Origin of the sequence: Caldimonas brevitalea (genome assembly GCF_001017435.1) — a bacterium.
Classification (GTDB): Bacteria; Pseudomonadota; Gammaproteobacteria; order Burkholderiales; family Burkholderiaceae_C; genus Caldimonas; species Caldimonas brevitalea.
Genome location: NZ_CP011371.1, coordinates 2,867,044 through 2,879,265, shown reverse-complemented (window position 1 = coordinate 2,879,265; position 12,222 = coordinate 2,867,044). Strand labels below are relative to the sequence as shown.

The 12,222-nt window shown below is 70.1% G+C and carries 16 protein-coding genes; 1 reads left to right on the top strand and 15 read right to left on the bottom strand.

Annotated features, from left to right (window positions below; translation table 11 throughout):
• Window positions 1-67 precede the first annotated feature (67 nt).
• On the top strand, window positions 68-1,537 hold the full coding sequence (locus AAW51_RS29925; RefSeq protein ID WP_157359846.1) for a hypothetical protein: 1,470 nt from the start codon (window positions 68-70) through the stop codon (window positions 1,535-1,537).
• Between the two features lie 67 nt (window positions 1,538-1,604).
• Here the strand turns inward: AAW51_RS29925 and AAW51_RS12765 are convergent, their stop codons facing one another.
• The 15 genes from AAW51_RS12765 to AAW51_RS28100 all read right to left on the bottom strand — a co-directional run bounded on the left by AAW51_RS12765 (window position 1,605) and on the right by AAW51_RS28100 (window position 12,073).
• A complete protein-coding gene (locus AAW51_RS12765) occupies window positions 1,605-2,573 on the bottom strand; it encodes a tetratricopeptide repeat protein (RefSeq protein WP_157359844.1) in 969 nt (322 codons plus the stop codon).
• A 110-nt stretch (window positions 2,574-2,683) separates the two neighbouring features.
• A complete protein-coding gene (locus AAW51_RS12760; RefSeq protein WP_047194919.1) occupies window positions 2,684-3,169 on the bottom strand; it encodes a cytochrome c-type biogenesis protein in 486 nt (161 codons plus the stop codon).
• The gene (locus AAW51_RS12755) at window positions 3,159-3,692 is read right to left on the bottom strand and encodes a DsbE family thiol:disulfide interchange protein (protein WP_047194918.1); all 534 of its coding nucleotides are present in this window, start codon (window positions 3,690-3,692) and stop codon (window positions 3,159-3,161) included. Before AAW51_RS12755 ends, AAW51_RS12760 begins: the two co-directional genes overlap by 11 nt.
• Window positions 3,689-5,680 carry a heme lyase CcmF/NrfE family subunit gene (locus AAW51_RS12750; protein WP_047194917.1) on the bottom strand — a complete coding sequence of 664 codons (1,992 nt, stop codon included), beginning with the start codon at window positions 5,678-5,680 and terminating at the stop codon, window positions 3,689-3,691. The genes AAW51_RS12755 and AAW51_RS12750 overlap by 4 nt, the downstream gene beginning before the upstream one ends.
• Window positions 5,677-6,141 (bottom strand): cytochrome c maturation protein CcmE, encoded by a 465-nt coding sequence (gene ccmE / locus AAW51_RS12745; RefSeq protein WP_047194916.1) that lies wholly within the window; start codon window positions 6,139-6,141, stop codon window positions 5,677-5,679. Before ccmE ends, AAW51_RS12750 begins: the two co-directional genes overlap by 4 nt.
• The gene (ccmD, locus tag AAW51_RS12740; RefSeq protein WP_047194915.1) at window positions 6,138-6,317 is read right to left on the bottom strand and encodes a heme exporter protein CcmD; all 180 of its coding nucleotides are present in this window, start codon (window positions 6,315-6,317) and stop codon (window positions 6,138-6,140) included. The genes ccmE and ccmD overlap by 4 nt, the downstream gene beginning before the upstream one ends.
• The gene (ccmC, locus tag AAW51_RS12735) at window positions 6,314-7,081 is read right to left on the bottom strand and encodes a heme ABC transporter permease CcmC (RefSeq protein ID WP_047194914.1); all 768 of its coding nucleotides are present in this window, start codon (window positions 7,079-7,081) and stop codon (window positions 6,314-6,316) included. The genes ccmD and ccmC overlap by 4 nt, the downstream gene beginning before the upstream one ends.
• 7 nt (window positions 7,082-7,088) lie before the next feature.
• Window positions 7,089-7,757, bottom strand: coding sequence for a heme exporter protein CcmB (gene ccmB, locus AAW51_RS12730; RefSeq protein ID WP_047194913.1), 669 nt, complete (start codon window positions 7,755-7,757; stop codon window positions 7,089-7,091).
• A gap of 13 nt (window positions 7,758-7,770) precedes the next feature.
• Window positions 7,771-8,415: a cytochrome c biogenesis heme-transporting ATPase CcmA gene (ccmA, locus tag AAW51_RS12725; protein WP_238947849.1), complete on the bottom strand. Its 645-nt coding sequence runs from the start codon at window positions 8,413-8,415 to the stop codon at window positions 7,771-7,773.
• A 14-nt stretch (window positions 8,416-8,429) separates the two neighbouring features.
• Window positions 8,430-9,566, bottom strand: coding sequence for a TonB family protein (locus tag AAW51_RS12720; RefSeq protein ID WP_047194911.1), 1,137 nt, complete (start codon window positions 9,564-9,566; stop codon window positions 8,430-8,432).
• A 34-nt stretch (window positions 9,567-9,600) separates the two neighbouring features.
• Window positions 9,601-10,092: an ExbD/TolR family protein gene (locus AAW51_RS12715; RefSeq protein ID WP_047194910.1), complete on the bottom strand. Its 492-nt coding sequence runs from the start codon at window positions 10,090-10,092 to the stop codon at window positions 9,601-9,603.
• A 12-nt stretch (window positions 10,093-10,104) separates the two neighbouring features.
• Window positions 10,105-10,596, bottom strand: a complete 492-nt coding sequence (locus AAW51_RS12710) for a biopolymer transporter ExbD (protein ID WP_047194909.1) — start codon at window positions 10,594-10,596, stop codon at window positions 10,105-10,107.
• A 4-nt stretch (window positions 10,597-10,600) separates the two neighbouring features.
• Window positions 10,601-11,257, bottom strand: a complete 657-nt coding sequence (locus tag AAW51_RS12705; protein WP_047194908.1) for a MotA/TolQ/ExbB proton channel family protein — start codon at window positions 11,255-11,257, stop codon at window positions 10,601-10,603.
• A 37-nt stretch (window positions 11,258-11,294) separates the two neighbouring features.
• Window positions 11,295-11,582: a hypothetical protein gene (locus AAW51_RS12700; RefSeq protein WP_047194907.1), complete on the bottom strand. Its 288-nt coding sequence runs from the start codon at window positions 11,580-11,582 to the stop codon at window positions 11,295-11,297.
• Window positions 11,579-12,073, bottom strand: coding sequence for a tetratricopeptide repeat protein (locus AAW51_RS28100; RefSeq protein ID WP_053013522.1), 495 nt, complete (start codon window positions 12,071-12,073; stop codon window positions 11,579-11,581). Before AAW51_RS28100 ends, AAW51_RS12700 begins: the two co-directional genes overlap by 4 nt.
• Window positions 12,074-12,222: the final 149 nt, after the last annotated feature.

The following is a 12,222-nucleotide window of genomic DNA, read 5'->3' as shown; positions in this document are numbered from 1 at the left end:
TGCCTGCGCGCCCGGCTCCGGCACCCGGCCCTACCTTGACGGCACCCTCTTATCCGCGTGAACCACCATGAGCATCAAGATCGCCGCCAATACCTTGGGCCGTCTCGCCGGGCAGGTCGCGTCGCAGGCGCCGGGCACCCTGCAGCAGTTGGGCCGCGAGGCGTCGCGGATGGCGCAGCAAACGGGCTTGGCCGGCATGGCGCGTCGCCCTTCGTCGCTGGCGGCTGGCACCGCCAACCTGCCGCCACGGGCCGCGCTGGGCGCGCTGCTGCAACGCCCCGCGATGCTCGCGGCGCAGATGGGGCAAGGCCTGTTGAACAACCTGGCCGCCGCGCTCAACATGCCGGCGCTCGCCAGCTTCCAAGGGGCGGCGGGATGGCGCCCGCAACAGGGCGCGGGCTTTCAGCCCGCCTATGCGGGCCATACGCCGTTCGGCGCACCGCAAGGTGGGTTCCGGCCGCCGCAGCACGTGACCTACACACAGCACCCGGGCATGGCATTCCAGCAGGGGGCCTATACCCGTCCGCCGCAGTTCCATCCCTTTCCCGGCGCTTTTCGGCCATCGCCATTCGCTGCAGGCCCGCAATACGCCGGTCAGCCATCATCCTTCGGCCACGGTGCCTTCCATCCCAACGCCGGAGGTTTCATGCCGCCTCGACCGGCGGCCGGGCCCCACCCGGGGAGCAGCTTCCAGCCCGGGTTCTATGGTGCGCCCGGGCCCTCGCATCCCTTCGCGGGGCCCGGTGCACAGCCGGGTTTCATGCCCGGTCATCATCATCAGCCGCAGTTCAATCCGTTCGCCGGCGCGTTCAGACCGCCTCAGTGGACGCCACCGCAGCAACCGCAGCGGCCCGGCTCCTTCCCTCACGCCAACGGCGGCCCGGCGGGGGCCCAGCCCTTCGGTGGCGCAGGCGGCACACCACCGCGCCCGCACACAGCTTCCGGCACGCCACCTCGGCCCCAGGCAGGTTTCGGAACACCGCCTCACGCGCAAGGTACCGGGGGTACGCCGCCGCGTCCGCAAACAGCTTCTGGAACGCCGCCCCGTCCCCAGGCAGGTTCGGGAACACCGCCTCACGCACAAGGTGCCGGGGGGACACCGCCGCGCCCGCACAGCGCTTCCGGCACGCCGCCCCGAACTGAAAATACCTCGTCGGGCACCCCGCCCCGGCCGGAAGGCGCCTCAGGCACACCGCCGCGTCCGCAGGCGGGGCAAGGTGCCGGGCGGCCTTCACAACCCCAGGCCACCTCGGACAGCACCGGCAGCTCCAAACCTCAGCACCCGCCGGTCTCGATCGGCAGCATGCCGCGCGATCAGTGGATCTCGGCGCTGCGAGAGCGCGGTGTCGATCTCGATCAACTGCGCCAGGACTTGAGCCAGTACATGCTGCAGGGCACGATGAAGGGCGACGACTTCAACAAGAAGTATGCAAACGCACTGAGCACCGGCAGCGACGGCTTGCATGTCGAAGACCTGAGCAAGCGCAAGCAGTTCGCACAACTCGCGCAGGAACTGAACAAAGCCAAAACCGCGTGACGGTGGTCGAAGCTTGATGCCCTTATGGGCGCAGCCCACGCTGCGGCGGCTGCGCCGCCGGCCCGCCTTACGGTGCGACCCGTGCGTCGATCTCCAGCCGCACCCCGCTCGCTCCGACGGCAACCGGCTCAGCGTGGCTTTGCAGATCGCCGCTGCGCGGTGTCGCACTGCCGCTTTTCGAGATGCGGGCGACGACCAGCACCCGCGACGCGTCCGACAGTTTCGCGGTCGGCGACATCGCCAGGCTGTCGTCGAGCGTCACGCTGATCGGCAGGTCGCGGGCGCGCTTGCGCAGCACCGCGAGCGGCGGTGTACCGGGCCGAGCATCGGCCGCCCGTGCGAAGATGAACAAGATGTCGTTCGGTCCCACACTGCCCTGCAGCGCCGGTGTCAACGTCACCGTGACCCCCACCCGGGCGGGGCTCGCGGCGAGCCGGCGCGCCTGGTCGACACGCTCGCGGATCTGCCGATACAGCGGCTCGTTGCGCCGCTCGACCTCGGCCAGCCGCTCCCAGTACCGGGCCGCCGCCTCGAAGTCCTGCCGGTCGTAGGCCGCCGCACCGGCCAAGGCGAGCGCCTTGGCATGTGTCGGGTCGAGCGCCAAGGCGCGTTCGATGAGGCGGGTCGGCTCACCTTGCAGGCTGGGCCCGTTCAGCCGGGCGAGGAAGTCGGCATGGTCGGTCAGCAGACCAGCGTCATGCGGCCGCCGCCGCGCCGCCTGTTCGAGGGCCGCGGCGGCCTGGGCCCGGCGGCCGAGGGCGGCGTGCGCGCGTGCGAGCAGAGCCCAGCTCGACGCATCGTCCGGTTGACCTTGCAGCTGCCGCTCCAGGCGCTCGGCCAAGGCCAAGACCTGCTCCGGACTCAGACGGTCGGGAGCCGAGGCCGCGCGTTGCGGCGGTTCTGCGGTCCCGAGGGCCACGGAGGCCGCGGGACCGAGGTCCAGATGGCGCGGCGCGCCCAGCCACGCATATCCACCGCCCACCACGCCGAGCACGAACACCGCCAGCGCCGCGAGCAGCCGGGGCGACGGGCCCACCGCGGTAGCCCCCTCCGGAACACCGGCGCGCGACCGCCGCCATCGTGCCCCCGCCAACAGGGCGAGCGTGAGGAGGCACAGCAAGCCTGCCACGAGAACAAACAAGGCCATCATGGCGGGCCGCCCTCGTCCACTCCCGCGGGTGCATCGGGCTCCTCATCGGGCTCGAAGCAGTCATCGCTCAAGCGCGAGCGCCGCTGCAGCACCGCCCACAGCGTGAGCAACCCACCGGCCAGCAGCGCGGGCGGTCCCCACCACAGCAGCAGCGTGGACGGCTTCAGCGGCGGCCGGTAGCGCACGAAGTCACCGTAGCGGTCGGTCATGAACTGCTGGATCTCCGCCTCGCTGCGCCCTGCGCGCAACATGCGGGTGACTTCGGCGCGCAGGTCGCGCGCCAGATCGGCGCTCGACTCGGCAATGGTTTCGTTCTGACAGACCAGGCAGCGCAGCTCGGCTGTGATCTGCCGCACGCGGGCTTCGAGTGCCGGGTCGGCGGCGCTGGGGGCCGCCTCTTGCGCCGCCGCCTGCAGGGCGACGGCACAACACAGCGCCGCGGCCCACACACGGGTCCAGTGGAAGACGACACTAGGCGCCACCGATTTCCTTCAACAACGGTTCGATCCGTGACCGGACCAGCTCCGGCGTCAGCGGCCCGGCGTGCTTGAAGCGCACCCGTCCTTGTCGGTCGATCACGAAGGTCTCGGGCACCCCGTAGACACCGAAGTCGAGACCGACACGCCCGTCGACATCCACCACCGAGGTTCGATACGGATTGCCGTGGCGGTCCAGCCACGCCAGCGCCTCGGCCCGCTGGTCCTTGTAGTTCAAACCGATGACAGGTGCCGCGTGCGTGCGCGAGAACTCGACCAGCGTCGCGTGCTCCTGCAAACAGGCCGTACACCACGAGGCCCACACGTTCAGCACCCACACCTGGCCTCGAAGGTCGTCGAGGCGCAGTTGCTGGCCGGGCTCGTCCAGCCGCGCGAGCGCAAAGGCCGGCGCCGCTTTGCCGATCAGCGGCGACGGCACGGCCCGCGGATCGAGCGCCAGCCCACGCGCGAGGCCCCACACCAGCAGCGCGAACACCGCCAGCGGCACGGCATAACGAAGCCCTTTCATGCCGGCGCTCCGGCGGCTTCCAGCGCGGCGCCGGCCGGCACCTGGCGACGCTGCGTCCGATAGCGCCGGTCACCCACCGCGACCGCGCCCCCCAGCGCCATCAGGACACAACCGGCCCAGATGCAGTTGACGAATGGCTTCACGTACAGACGGACGATCCAGGCCCGCCCCCCCTCGACCGGCTCGCCCAGCGACACATACAGGTCGCGCGTGATGCCGCGGTCGATCGCGACTTCGGTGATCGGGTTGCGCTGCACCCGGTACACCCGCTTCTCGGGATACAGCCGGGCCACCGGCTGCCCCGCACGGGTCACCTCGATCAACGCCTGCACGGCCTGATAGTTGGGCCCCTGCACGTCGCGCACCCCCCGCAGCGTGAACCGATAACCCGCCAGCTCGCGGCTCTGGTCCCAGCCCATCTGCACCTCACGCTCGACCTGGTAGCTGCTGACCATGCTCACGCCGAAAGCAAACACCGCGACGCCGAGATGCGCCAGCAGCATGCCGACCAGCGCGCACGGCAGCTGGCGCAGGCGCGCCCAAAGCCGCGCGGGCGAGCGCTCGGCAGGCCGCAAGCGCTCCCACAGGTCGGTGCCGATCGAGGTGGCGATCCAGAAGCTCATCGCCAAACCCAGCGTCGCGCTCAAGCTGACGCGGCCGGCTCCTGCCTCCGTCGCCAGCGCGGCCACCACCGTGACGACTGCCGCCCAGCGCAAACGCCACACGAGCGTATGCAGTTCGGTGTGTTTCCAGCGTGCCAGCGGCCCGAAACCGAGCAGCAGCACGGCCGGCACCATCAGCGGCACGAACACGCTGTCGAAGTACGGCGGCCCGACCGAGATCTTGCCGAGTCCCAGGCTCTCGATCAGCAGCGGATAGAGCGTGCCCAACAGCACCGACAGCGTCGCGACGACCCACAGCACGTTGTTCGCGAGCAGCAAGGACTCGCGTGACACCAGGCCGAAACGCCCGCCCAGCCCGAGCTTGGGCGCACGCCACGCGTACAGCGCCAGGGAGCCGCCGACGGCCAGCACCAGAAAGACCAGGATGAACAGGCCACGGCGTGGATCGGTCGCGAACGCATGGACCGACGACAGCACGCCCGAGCGGACCAAAAAGGTGCCGAGCAGCGACAGCGAGAAGGCCAGGATGGCCAGCAGCACCGTCCACGCCTTGAAGGCGCCGCGCTTTTCCGTCACGGCCAGCGAGTGGATCAGCGCGGTGCCGGCCAGCCAGGGCATGAAAGAGGCGTTTTCCACCGGGTCCCAGAACCACCAGCCGCCCCAGCCGAGCACGTCGTACGCCCACAGGCTGCCGAACAAGATGCCCAGCGTGAGGAAGCTCCAGGCGGCCGTGGTCCACGGTCGTGTCCAGCGGGCCCAGGCCGCGTCCAGCTGGCCGCCGAGCAGCGCCGCCACCGCGAACGAGAAGGCCACCGAGAACCCGACATAGCCCATGTAGAGCAGCGGTGGATGCACCACCATGCCGGGGTCCTGCAGCAGCGGGTTGAGGTCGCGCCCGTCCGGCGGCACCGGCGACAGCCGCTCGAAGGGGTTGGACGTGAACAGCATGAACAGCAGAAATCCGGCGCTGATCAGGCCCATCACCGCGAGGATGCGCGCCGTCAGTGCCTCGGGAAGTTCGCGGCTGAAGCGCGCCACCGCCAGCCCCCAGGCGGCCAGCATCCACACCCACAACAGCAAGGAGCCCTCGTGCCCGCCCCACACCGCGGCCAACCGGTAGACCAGCGGCAAGGCGGTGTTGGAGTGCTGTGCGACATAGAGCACCGAGAAGTCGTGGCGCACGAAACCAGCGGCCAGACAGGCAAAGGCAAGGCTGACCAGGACAAACTGGGCGCGCGCCGCGGGACGCGCCAGCGACATCCAGTCCTGCCGCCCGCGTGCTGCACCGAGCAACGGCAAGCCACCCTGGATGAGCGCCACGGCCAGCGCCAACAGCAGTGCCACCTGACCCAGTTCGGGGATCATCGGGCCTCCCGGGCAGCGCCGGTCGCGGCGGGCGGCTGCGCCGCCGCGCCGGCGTGCCGCAGCGCATCGGCGGCCTCGGGCGGCATGTAGTTCTCGTCGTGTTTGGCCAGCACCTCCTGCGCCTGGAACACACCGTCCTCGCCCACCCTGCCCTGCGCCACCACACCCTTGCCTTCCCTGAACAGATCGGGCAGGCCACCCTGGTAACGCACGGCGATCGAGTGGGCCGTGTCGGTCACCACAAAACGCACCATCAGGCCATCCCGCTGCACGCTGCCCGGCGCCACCAAGCCGCCGACGCGAAAGGCACGGCCCAGCGGCACTTGCTGGGCCGCCACCTGGGAGGGGGAGTAGAAGAACACCAGGTTGCTGCGCAAGGCGTTGATCACCAACGCACCGGCCACGCCGACGGCGGCCACGAGGCCGAGACAGATCGCCCAACGCCGCTGCCGGGGTGTCATCTCGCCGGCTCCCCGCTCGCCGCAGCGGCCACCGCTTGTGCCGCGGCCCGCCGGCGCCGCCGCCAGGCCGACCAGGGTTCGATCGCCATCAGCACCGCGGTCACGCCATAGGCACCCCACACGTACAGCCCGTGCCCGCCCATCTCGAAAAACACGGCCACACTGCCCCAGTTCATGCGGCCCGCTCCCGGCCTGCGGCAACACGCTCGCGCACCCACTCGGCGTCTGCCTCGCGCTCCAGCACGATGGCTCGGGCGCGGGTCAGGCTCACCGCGGCGGCATAGGCCCAGAAGGCCAGACTCATCAGCAGCAAGGCCGCGAACATGGTGTCCGCCATCTTGGGCGCGGCCGTCATGCTGACGCTCGCACCCTGGTGCAGCGTGTTCCACCAACGCACCGAAAAGTAGATGACGGGCAGGTTGGCCACCCCGACGATGGCGAGCAGCGCGCCGGCCTGGTCGGCGCGGCGCGGGTCGTCGATCGACGTCACCAGCGCCATGTAGGCGAGGTAGAGAAACAGCAGCATCAACTCGGAGGTGAGCCGCGCGTCCCACACCCACCAGGTGCCCCAGGTCGGCTGGCCCCAGAAGGCGCCGGTGACGAGCGCGACGCAGGTGGCGAGCGCCCCGGTGGGTGCGAGCGCACGCGCGAGCATCGCCGCCATCCGGGCGTTGAAGACATAGCCGAGCGCAGCCCAGCCGGCCATGACCGCGTAGATCAGCATCGACATCCAGGCGGCGGGCACGTGGATGAAGATGATCCGGTAGGCCTCGCCCTGCTGCGCGTCGGTGGGCGCGACGAAAAAGCCGATGTAGAGCCCGGCGGCGCCCAGCACGGCAGCGGCGGCCCACAACCAGGGCACGAGCGCCCCCGCCAGCGTGTAGAAGCGTGACGGCGCGGCGAAGGTGAACCAGCGTAGGCGTTGCGGCTGCGGTGCCATGTCGCCCTCACTCCATCGAAATGCGCAAGGCCGCGGCCGTGGCGGGCAGCGCCGTCAGCGCGCTGAAGATGAGCAAGGCGCCCAGCAGCGAGTAGTGCGCGCCGGGCGACTGCCCCCCCTCGACGGCGGCGACCGCGCCGGTGCCGAACACCAGCGCCGGGATCGACAGCGGCAGCACCAGCAGCACGATCAGCATCGCGGCGCTGCGCAGGCCCTGCGTCAGGGCCGCGGCGACATTGCCCAGCAGGCTCAGCACCGGCGTGCCCAGCAACAGCGAGACCGCCAGCACGCCCAGCGCCGCCCCCCGCAGGCCGAGCAGCAGCCCGAACAACGGCGCCAACAGCACCAGCGGCAGCCCGGTGAGACTCCAGTGCGCGGCCGCCTTGGCGACGGCGATGACACCGCCGCCCGGGTCGCCGAGCAGCATCTGCTCCAGCGTGCCGTCGGCCCCATCGAGCGCATACAGCTGCGTGACCGACAGCATCGCGGCCAGCAGCGCGCAGGCCCACACGACACCCGGCGCGATCTGGCGCAGCGTCTGCGGCTCCGGCCCGACGGCGAGCGGGAACAGGCTCACCGCGGCGGCGCAGAAGACCAGCGGCAGCACCACCTCGACAGGCCGGCGCCGCGCCAGCCGCAGCTCGCGCAGGTAGAGGGTGATGAACAGCGCAGGCATGGGGTCGTCGTTCTCAGTGGTACCCATCGAGATCGATTTCGCCCACACGCATTGGGCCCAGGTCCACCGCTTGGTGGCTGGTCAACAGGACACTGCCGCCGCGCAGCAGCTGATCGCACAACAGCGCGTTCAGCCGTTCGATGCCGTCCGCGTCGAGCGCGTCATAAGGTTCGTCGAGCAACCACAGCGGCGCCGGCTCCGGCACCGCCAGGCGCGCGAGCGCAGCGCGCCGCCGCTGCCCTTGCGACAGGCTGCGCACCGGCGTCTCGCGGTGCCCCTGCAGCCCCATGCGGTGCAGCGCGCCGTGCACGGTGGCGGTGTCGCTCGGGCCGCCCTGCAAGCGCAGCAAAAACTGCAGCGCCTGGGTCACGGTGAAGTCTTGCTGCAGTGCGTGCGCATGGCCGACAAATGCCGGCCGCGCCCCGGCGCGGGCGCCTTCGCGCACCGGCACGCCGCCCCACAACACCTGCCCGGCCTCGGGCGCGACCAGCCCGGCCGCCAGGCGCAGCAAGCTGGTCTTGCCACTGCCGTTGCGCCCGCGCACCCACACCACCTGGCCGGCGGGCACCTGCAGGTCCAAGGCCTGGAACAGCAGGCGGCCGGCGCGGCGGCACGCGAGTTGCACGGTGGCCAGGCGCGGCGGCTCGGCATGGGACACGGCCGGTGTCGACATCAAGAGGGCAGAAAATCGACCGGCCAGGTCACGACCATCTGGTCGACGTCCTTGGCGCCGAAGTCGAATTGCCGCACGCGCGCCAGCAGCTTGCTTTCCAGCTCGGCCGCCTGCAGCTCGCTCGAGACGATGCGGCAGTCCACCACACTGCCCGACGGTGAGATGGTCAGCTTCAGCACCACCTTGCCCTGCAGCGACGGGTCTTCGCGCAGTGCCCGGTTGTAGAGGGCGTAGATGGCGCCCTTGTGGCGCTCGAAGACGAGCTTGATCTCCTCGATCGAACGCGAGGCCTTGCCGCTGCCGCCGCGCTGCACCGTGCCGCCGCGGCCACCGCCGCCGCCTCCTGTGCCGTTGCCCGTGCCGGTGCCGGTGCCGTCACCCTTGACCCCGCCGACCCCGGGCCCGCCGCCGCCACCACCGCCAGCCACACCTTCGACCAGCGTGGTGGCGCGGCCCGCCAGCCCACCGCCGCCGGTGTTGCGGCTGTAGGCGGCGGTGTTGATGCCGCCGCTGCCGCCGGTGGCATTGGAGGTGATCAAGGCACGCGTCGGGATGCCGGGCTCGTTGCCCGCCCCCACGCCGACGCCGGCCCCGGTGCCCACGCCGCGGCCGGGCTTGATGTCCTGCTTCAGCTGCACCGCCACCGGGGCGCCGCGCAGTTCGGCCAGGTCGTCCTTCATCGCCAGCAGGCCCACACCCGCCGCCTTGCGTCGGGCTTCGCCGATCTCACCGGGCGCTTTGCCGGGTTGCGGGTTGCGCGCCTCGGGTACCGGCTTTTTCACCGTCGCCGGCTTGTCGGGTTGCGGCTTGCGGCCTTCCGGTTTGACGGTGGAGGCTGGTGGCTGCGCAGCGGCCGTGGACGGGGCCGCGGGCGTGGGCTGCGGTTCACGCTTGACCACGGGCGGCGGCGGAGGTGGTGGCTCGCGCTCCAGCATCAGCTTGGCCACCGGCAGCGGCAAGGGGCGCGGCTCGGCACGTTCCTCGGGCGGGCGCGGCCACAGCAGCAACAGCAGGCACACCAGCGCGCTGACGCCCAGCACGGTGTGCAGGATGCGGCGAAAGCGCGCTTCGTCCTCGTGCGCCACCGCCCAGGGCAGCAGCGGCCGGCGGAAAGAAACAGCAGCAACGGTGCTCATCGTTGCCCCTCGGTCGGGATAGGCATCCGGTACCTCATGACGCTTCGTACTTCCTGATCACCGCGAACGACACGTCGCTGAAGTTGGCGCGGGCGGCCGTGTACATCACCTTGCGCAGCAAGCGGTAGGGAATGTCTTTGTCGCCCATGATCGTGACCGACTTGCTCTGGGCCGGGGGCTGCTCGGGCGCGGCGCCCGGCAGCCCCTCCAGCTCGGCCTTGAGCGACGCGATCAGGTCGCCTTCGGTGGCCATCGCCTCCGCCACCGTCGCGACCCGCCGCCCACTGACGAGGATGTCGTCGTGGCTGACCACCACCACGACGGTCTCGCGCGGGCTGGTCTCGGCGGTCGACTGCGGCAGCTTCACCGCCTTCGGGCTGGAAAGGGTTTCGACCCCCGTCGCGCTCGACAGCAGGAAGAACAGCAAGATGGTGAAGATGTCGATCAACGACACCAGGTTGACGTCGACCTCGGACTTGTTGCGCTCCAGCCGGGCGGCGCGCTTTTGCAGTGGTGTGAGTTTCATGCGCTGCTGCCCTTATCGCTTGACCACCGGCGCATCGCCGATCGAGATGGCGGGGAACAAATCGGTGCGCACCAGCTCGATGCCGTTGGCGGTGTAGGTGGCCCGCACCGCGTCCATCACCTGCACCAGCACGTCATAGGAGGTGTTGGGCTGGGCCATCACGGTGGCATCGGTCTCGGTCGGAAAGCGCTGTTTGATGCGGTACATGACCGCGGCCAGCGTCTTGAGATCATGGCCGCCGGCGGTGTCGGGTATACGCTGGATCAGGCCACCGATGCGGTCGCCGACCTCCAGCGCGTCGGGCCGGATCACGATCTCGAGCTTGAGGTCGTCCACCTTCAGCTGTTCGACGCCGGAGGTCTGCGCCGGCAGCGCCACGTCCAGCACCGACAGGCGCGTGAACACGGCGGTCGACAGCAAAAAGGGCACCAGCACCACGATCAGGCTGATGAACGCGGTGACTTCGAGCGCTGCCGGGTGTTTGCGTAGGCGTCGCACGCGCATGGGCTTACCTCGACGAAGGCGCCGCTTCGGCCTTCACGCGCTGCACCAGGTTGAGGAAGCTGATCTTGGCCGCTTCCAGCCCGTCGACGATCTCGCTGGTGCGCGCCTGCAGAAAGGCGTGGATCAGCAGGAAGGGAATGGCCACCATCAGCGCGAAGGCGGTGTTGTTCATCGCGATCGAGATGCTGGCCGACAGCAGCTCGGCCTTCTCGGCCGGGTTGACCTGCGCCACCGCGGTGAAGCCCTTGATCAGGCCGATGATGGTGCCCAGCAGGCCGACCAGCGTGATGACGTTGGCGAAGGTGGCGATGTAGTGGGTGCGCTTTTCCAGCCGCGGCACGATCTCCATCATGCCCTCCTCCATCGCCGCGTCGATGTCCTCGCGACGGCTGGCGCTCTGCAGGCGCGACAGGCCGTTGCTGACGATCTTGCCGATGGCGGCATCGGAGTTGGAGGCCAGGCCGTACACCTCCTTGAAGCGCCCGCCCTGCAGCAGCGGCAGCACCTGGGCCCACAGCTTGCGGTTCTGGCTGCGCGCGCGCTGCAGGAACACGAAACGCTCGATCGCGATCGCCAGGCCCAGGGCCATGATCAAGATGCTCGGGTAGATGAACAGACCGCTGTCCTGGAAGAACTTCACGGCGGTTTGAAAGGCATTCATCGATTTCTCTCCTCAAACAGATGTCGGTGTTGTCGGGTCAGTTCTTAGACGCTGCGGCGCGTGCACGCAGTTGGCCGTCGTAGTGCACGTGGCGGCGGAACACGTCGCGGTCGACCGGCGCCAGCGCCTCGTCGAGCACACTCTCGACCGGCCTGCCCGACAGCTCGCCGGGCATCGGTTTCTTCCAGGGCACGATGTACAGGACCTTCGGCAGCTCGCGGTTGCCGATGATCTGGGTGCGGTCGATGTCGGCCCGGTCTTGCGGGTAGGCTGCGGTGGCACATGCGGCGGCCAGGGCGAGCGCGACGCCTTGGGTCGGTTTCATTCCTTCTCCTTGCGGCTCGCCGTCACCGGTGAGGACTTGCGGTTCTTCAGCTCCGCGACCCACTTCGTCACCGTGGCGTCACCGCCAGGCGACAAGGCGAGATAGCGGTCGTAGAGTTCCAGCGCGCGCGGCCCGTCCCCCAGGTACAGGTCGTGCAGGATGCCGAGGTTCAGATAGGGCGCGGCATAACCCGGGGCGAGCGCCATCGCCCGCTCGTAGGCGCTGCGCGCCTTGGCGAAGTCGCCTTGCTGGCGGTACGCAATGCCCAGCTGGTTGAAATACGCGGCCTGAGCCGGGCTGACGCGTACCGCCTGTTCGAGTTCGGCCACTGCTGGATCGAGCTTGCCGGCACGCCGGTAGATGAGGCCCAGGTTGGCGTGCGGCCCGCCCAACTCGGGATGCGAACGTGCCAGTGCCCGAAAGCCCCGCTCGGCCTCTTCTGTGCGCCCCGCGGCGAGGGCACGACAGGCCTCGTCGAACGCACGTTGCACGCTTGCATCGACGGGGCTTGCCGCCTGAGCCGTCGGAGATGCGGCCGCCGCAGGCGCTGCCCCTGCCGTGCCGCTGGCGCCCGGCGCTGCGGGTGCCTGCGAAGGCAACAGCCCGCTCAGCGACGAGCAAGCCGCAAGGCTCGCACATA

What these genes read in the sequence shown, in the direction of transcription:
- AAW51_RS29925 (WP_157359846.1), top strand. Translation starts at nt 68, where the DNA reads ATGAGCATCAAGATCGCCGCCAATACCTTGGGCCGTCTCGCCGGGCAG.
- ccmB (WP_047194913.1), bottom strand. Translation starts at nt 7,757, where the DNA reads ATGCCTGCGCTGTTCATCACCCTCTACCTGCGCGAGCTGCGGCTGGCG.
- AAW51_RS12720 (WP_047194911.1), bottom strand. Translation starts at nt 9,566, where the DNA reads ATGAGCACCGTTGCTGCTGTTTCTTTCCGCCGGCCGCTGCTGCCCTGG.
- AAW51_RS12750 (WP_047194917.1), bottom strand. Translation starts at nt 5,680, where the DNA reads ATGATCCCCGAACTGGGTCAGGTGGCACTGCTGTTGGCGCTGGCCGTG.
- AAW51_RS12705 (WP_047194908.1), bottom strand. Translation starts at nt 11,257, where the DNA reads ATGAATGCCTTTCAAACCGCCGTGAAGTTCTTCCAGGACAGCGGTCTG.
- ccmD (WP_047194915.1), bottom strand. Translation starts at nt 6,317, where the DNA reads ATGAACTGGGGCAGTGTGGCCGTGTTTTTCGAGATGGGCGGGCACGGG.
- AAW51_RS12700 (WP_047194907.1), bottom strand. Translation starts at nt 11,582, where the DNA reads ATGAAACCGACCCAAGGCGTCGCGCTCGCCCTGGCCGCCGCATGTGCC.
- ccmC (WP_047194914.1), bottom strand. Translation starts at nt 7,081, where the DNA reads ATGGCACCGCAGCCGCAACGCCTACGCTGGTTCACCTTCGCCGCGCCG.
- AAW51_RS12755 (WP_047194918.1), bottom strand. Translation starts at nt 3,692, where the DNA reads ATGAAAGGGCTTCGTTATGCCGTGCCGCTGGCGGTGTTCGCGCTGCTG.
- AAW51_RS12710 (WP_047194909.1), bottom strand. Translation starts at nt 10,596, where the DNA reads ATGCGCGTGCGACGCCTACGCAAACACCCGGCAGCGCTCGAAGTCACC.
- AAW51_RS12715 (WP_047194910.1), bottom strand. Translation starts at nt 10,092, where the DNA reads ATGAAACTCACACCACTGCAAAAGCGCGCCGCCCGGCTGGAGCGCAAC.
- ccmE (WP_047194916.1), bottom strand. Translation starts at nt 6,141, where the DNA reads ATGACACCCCGGCAGCGGCGTTGGGCGATCTGTCTCGGCCTCGTGGCC.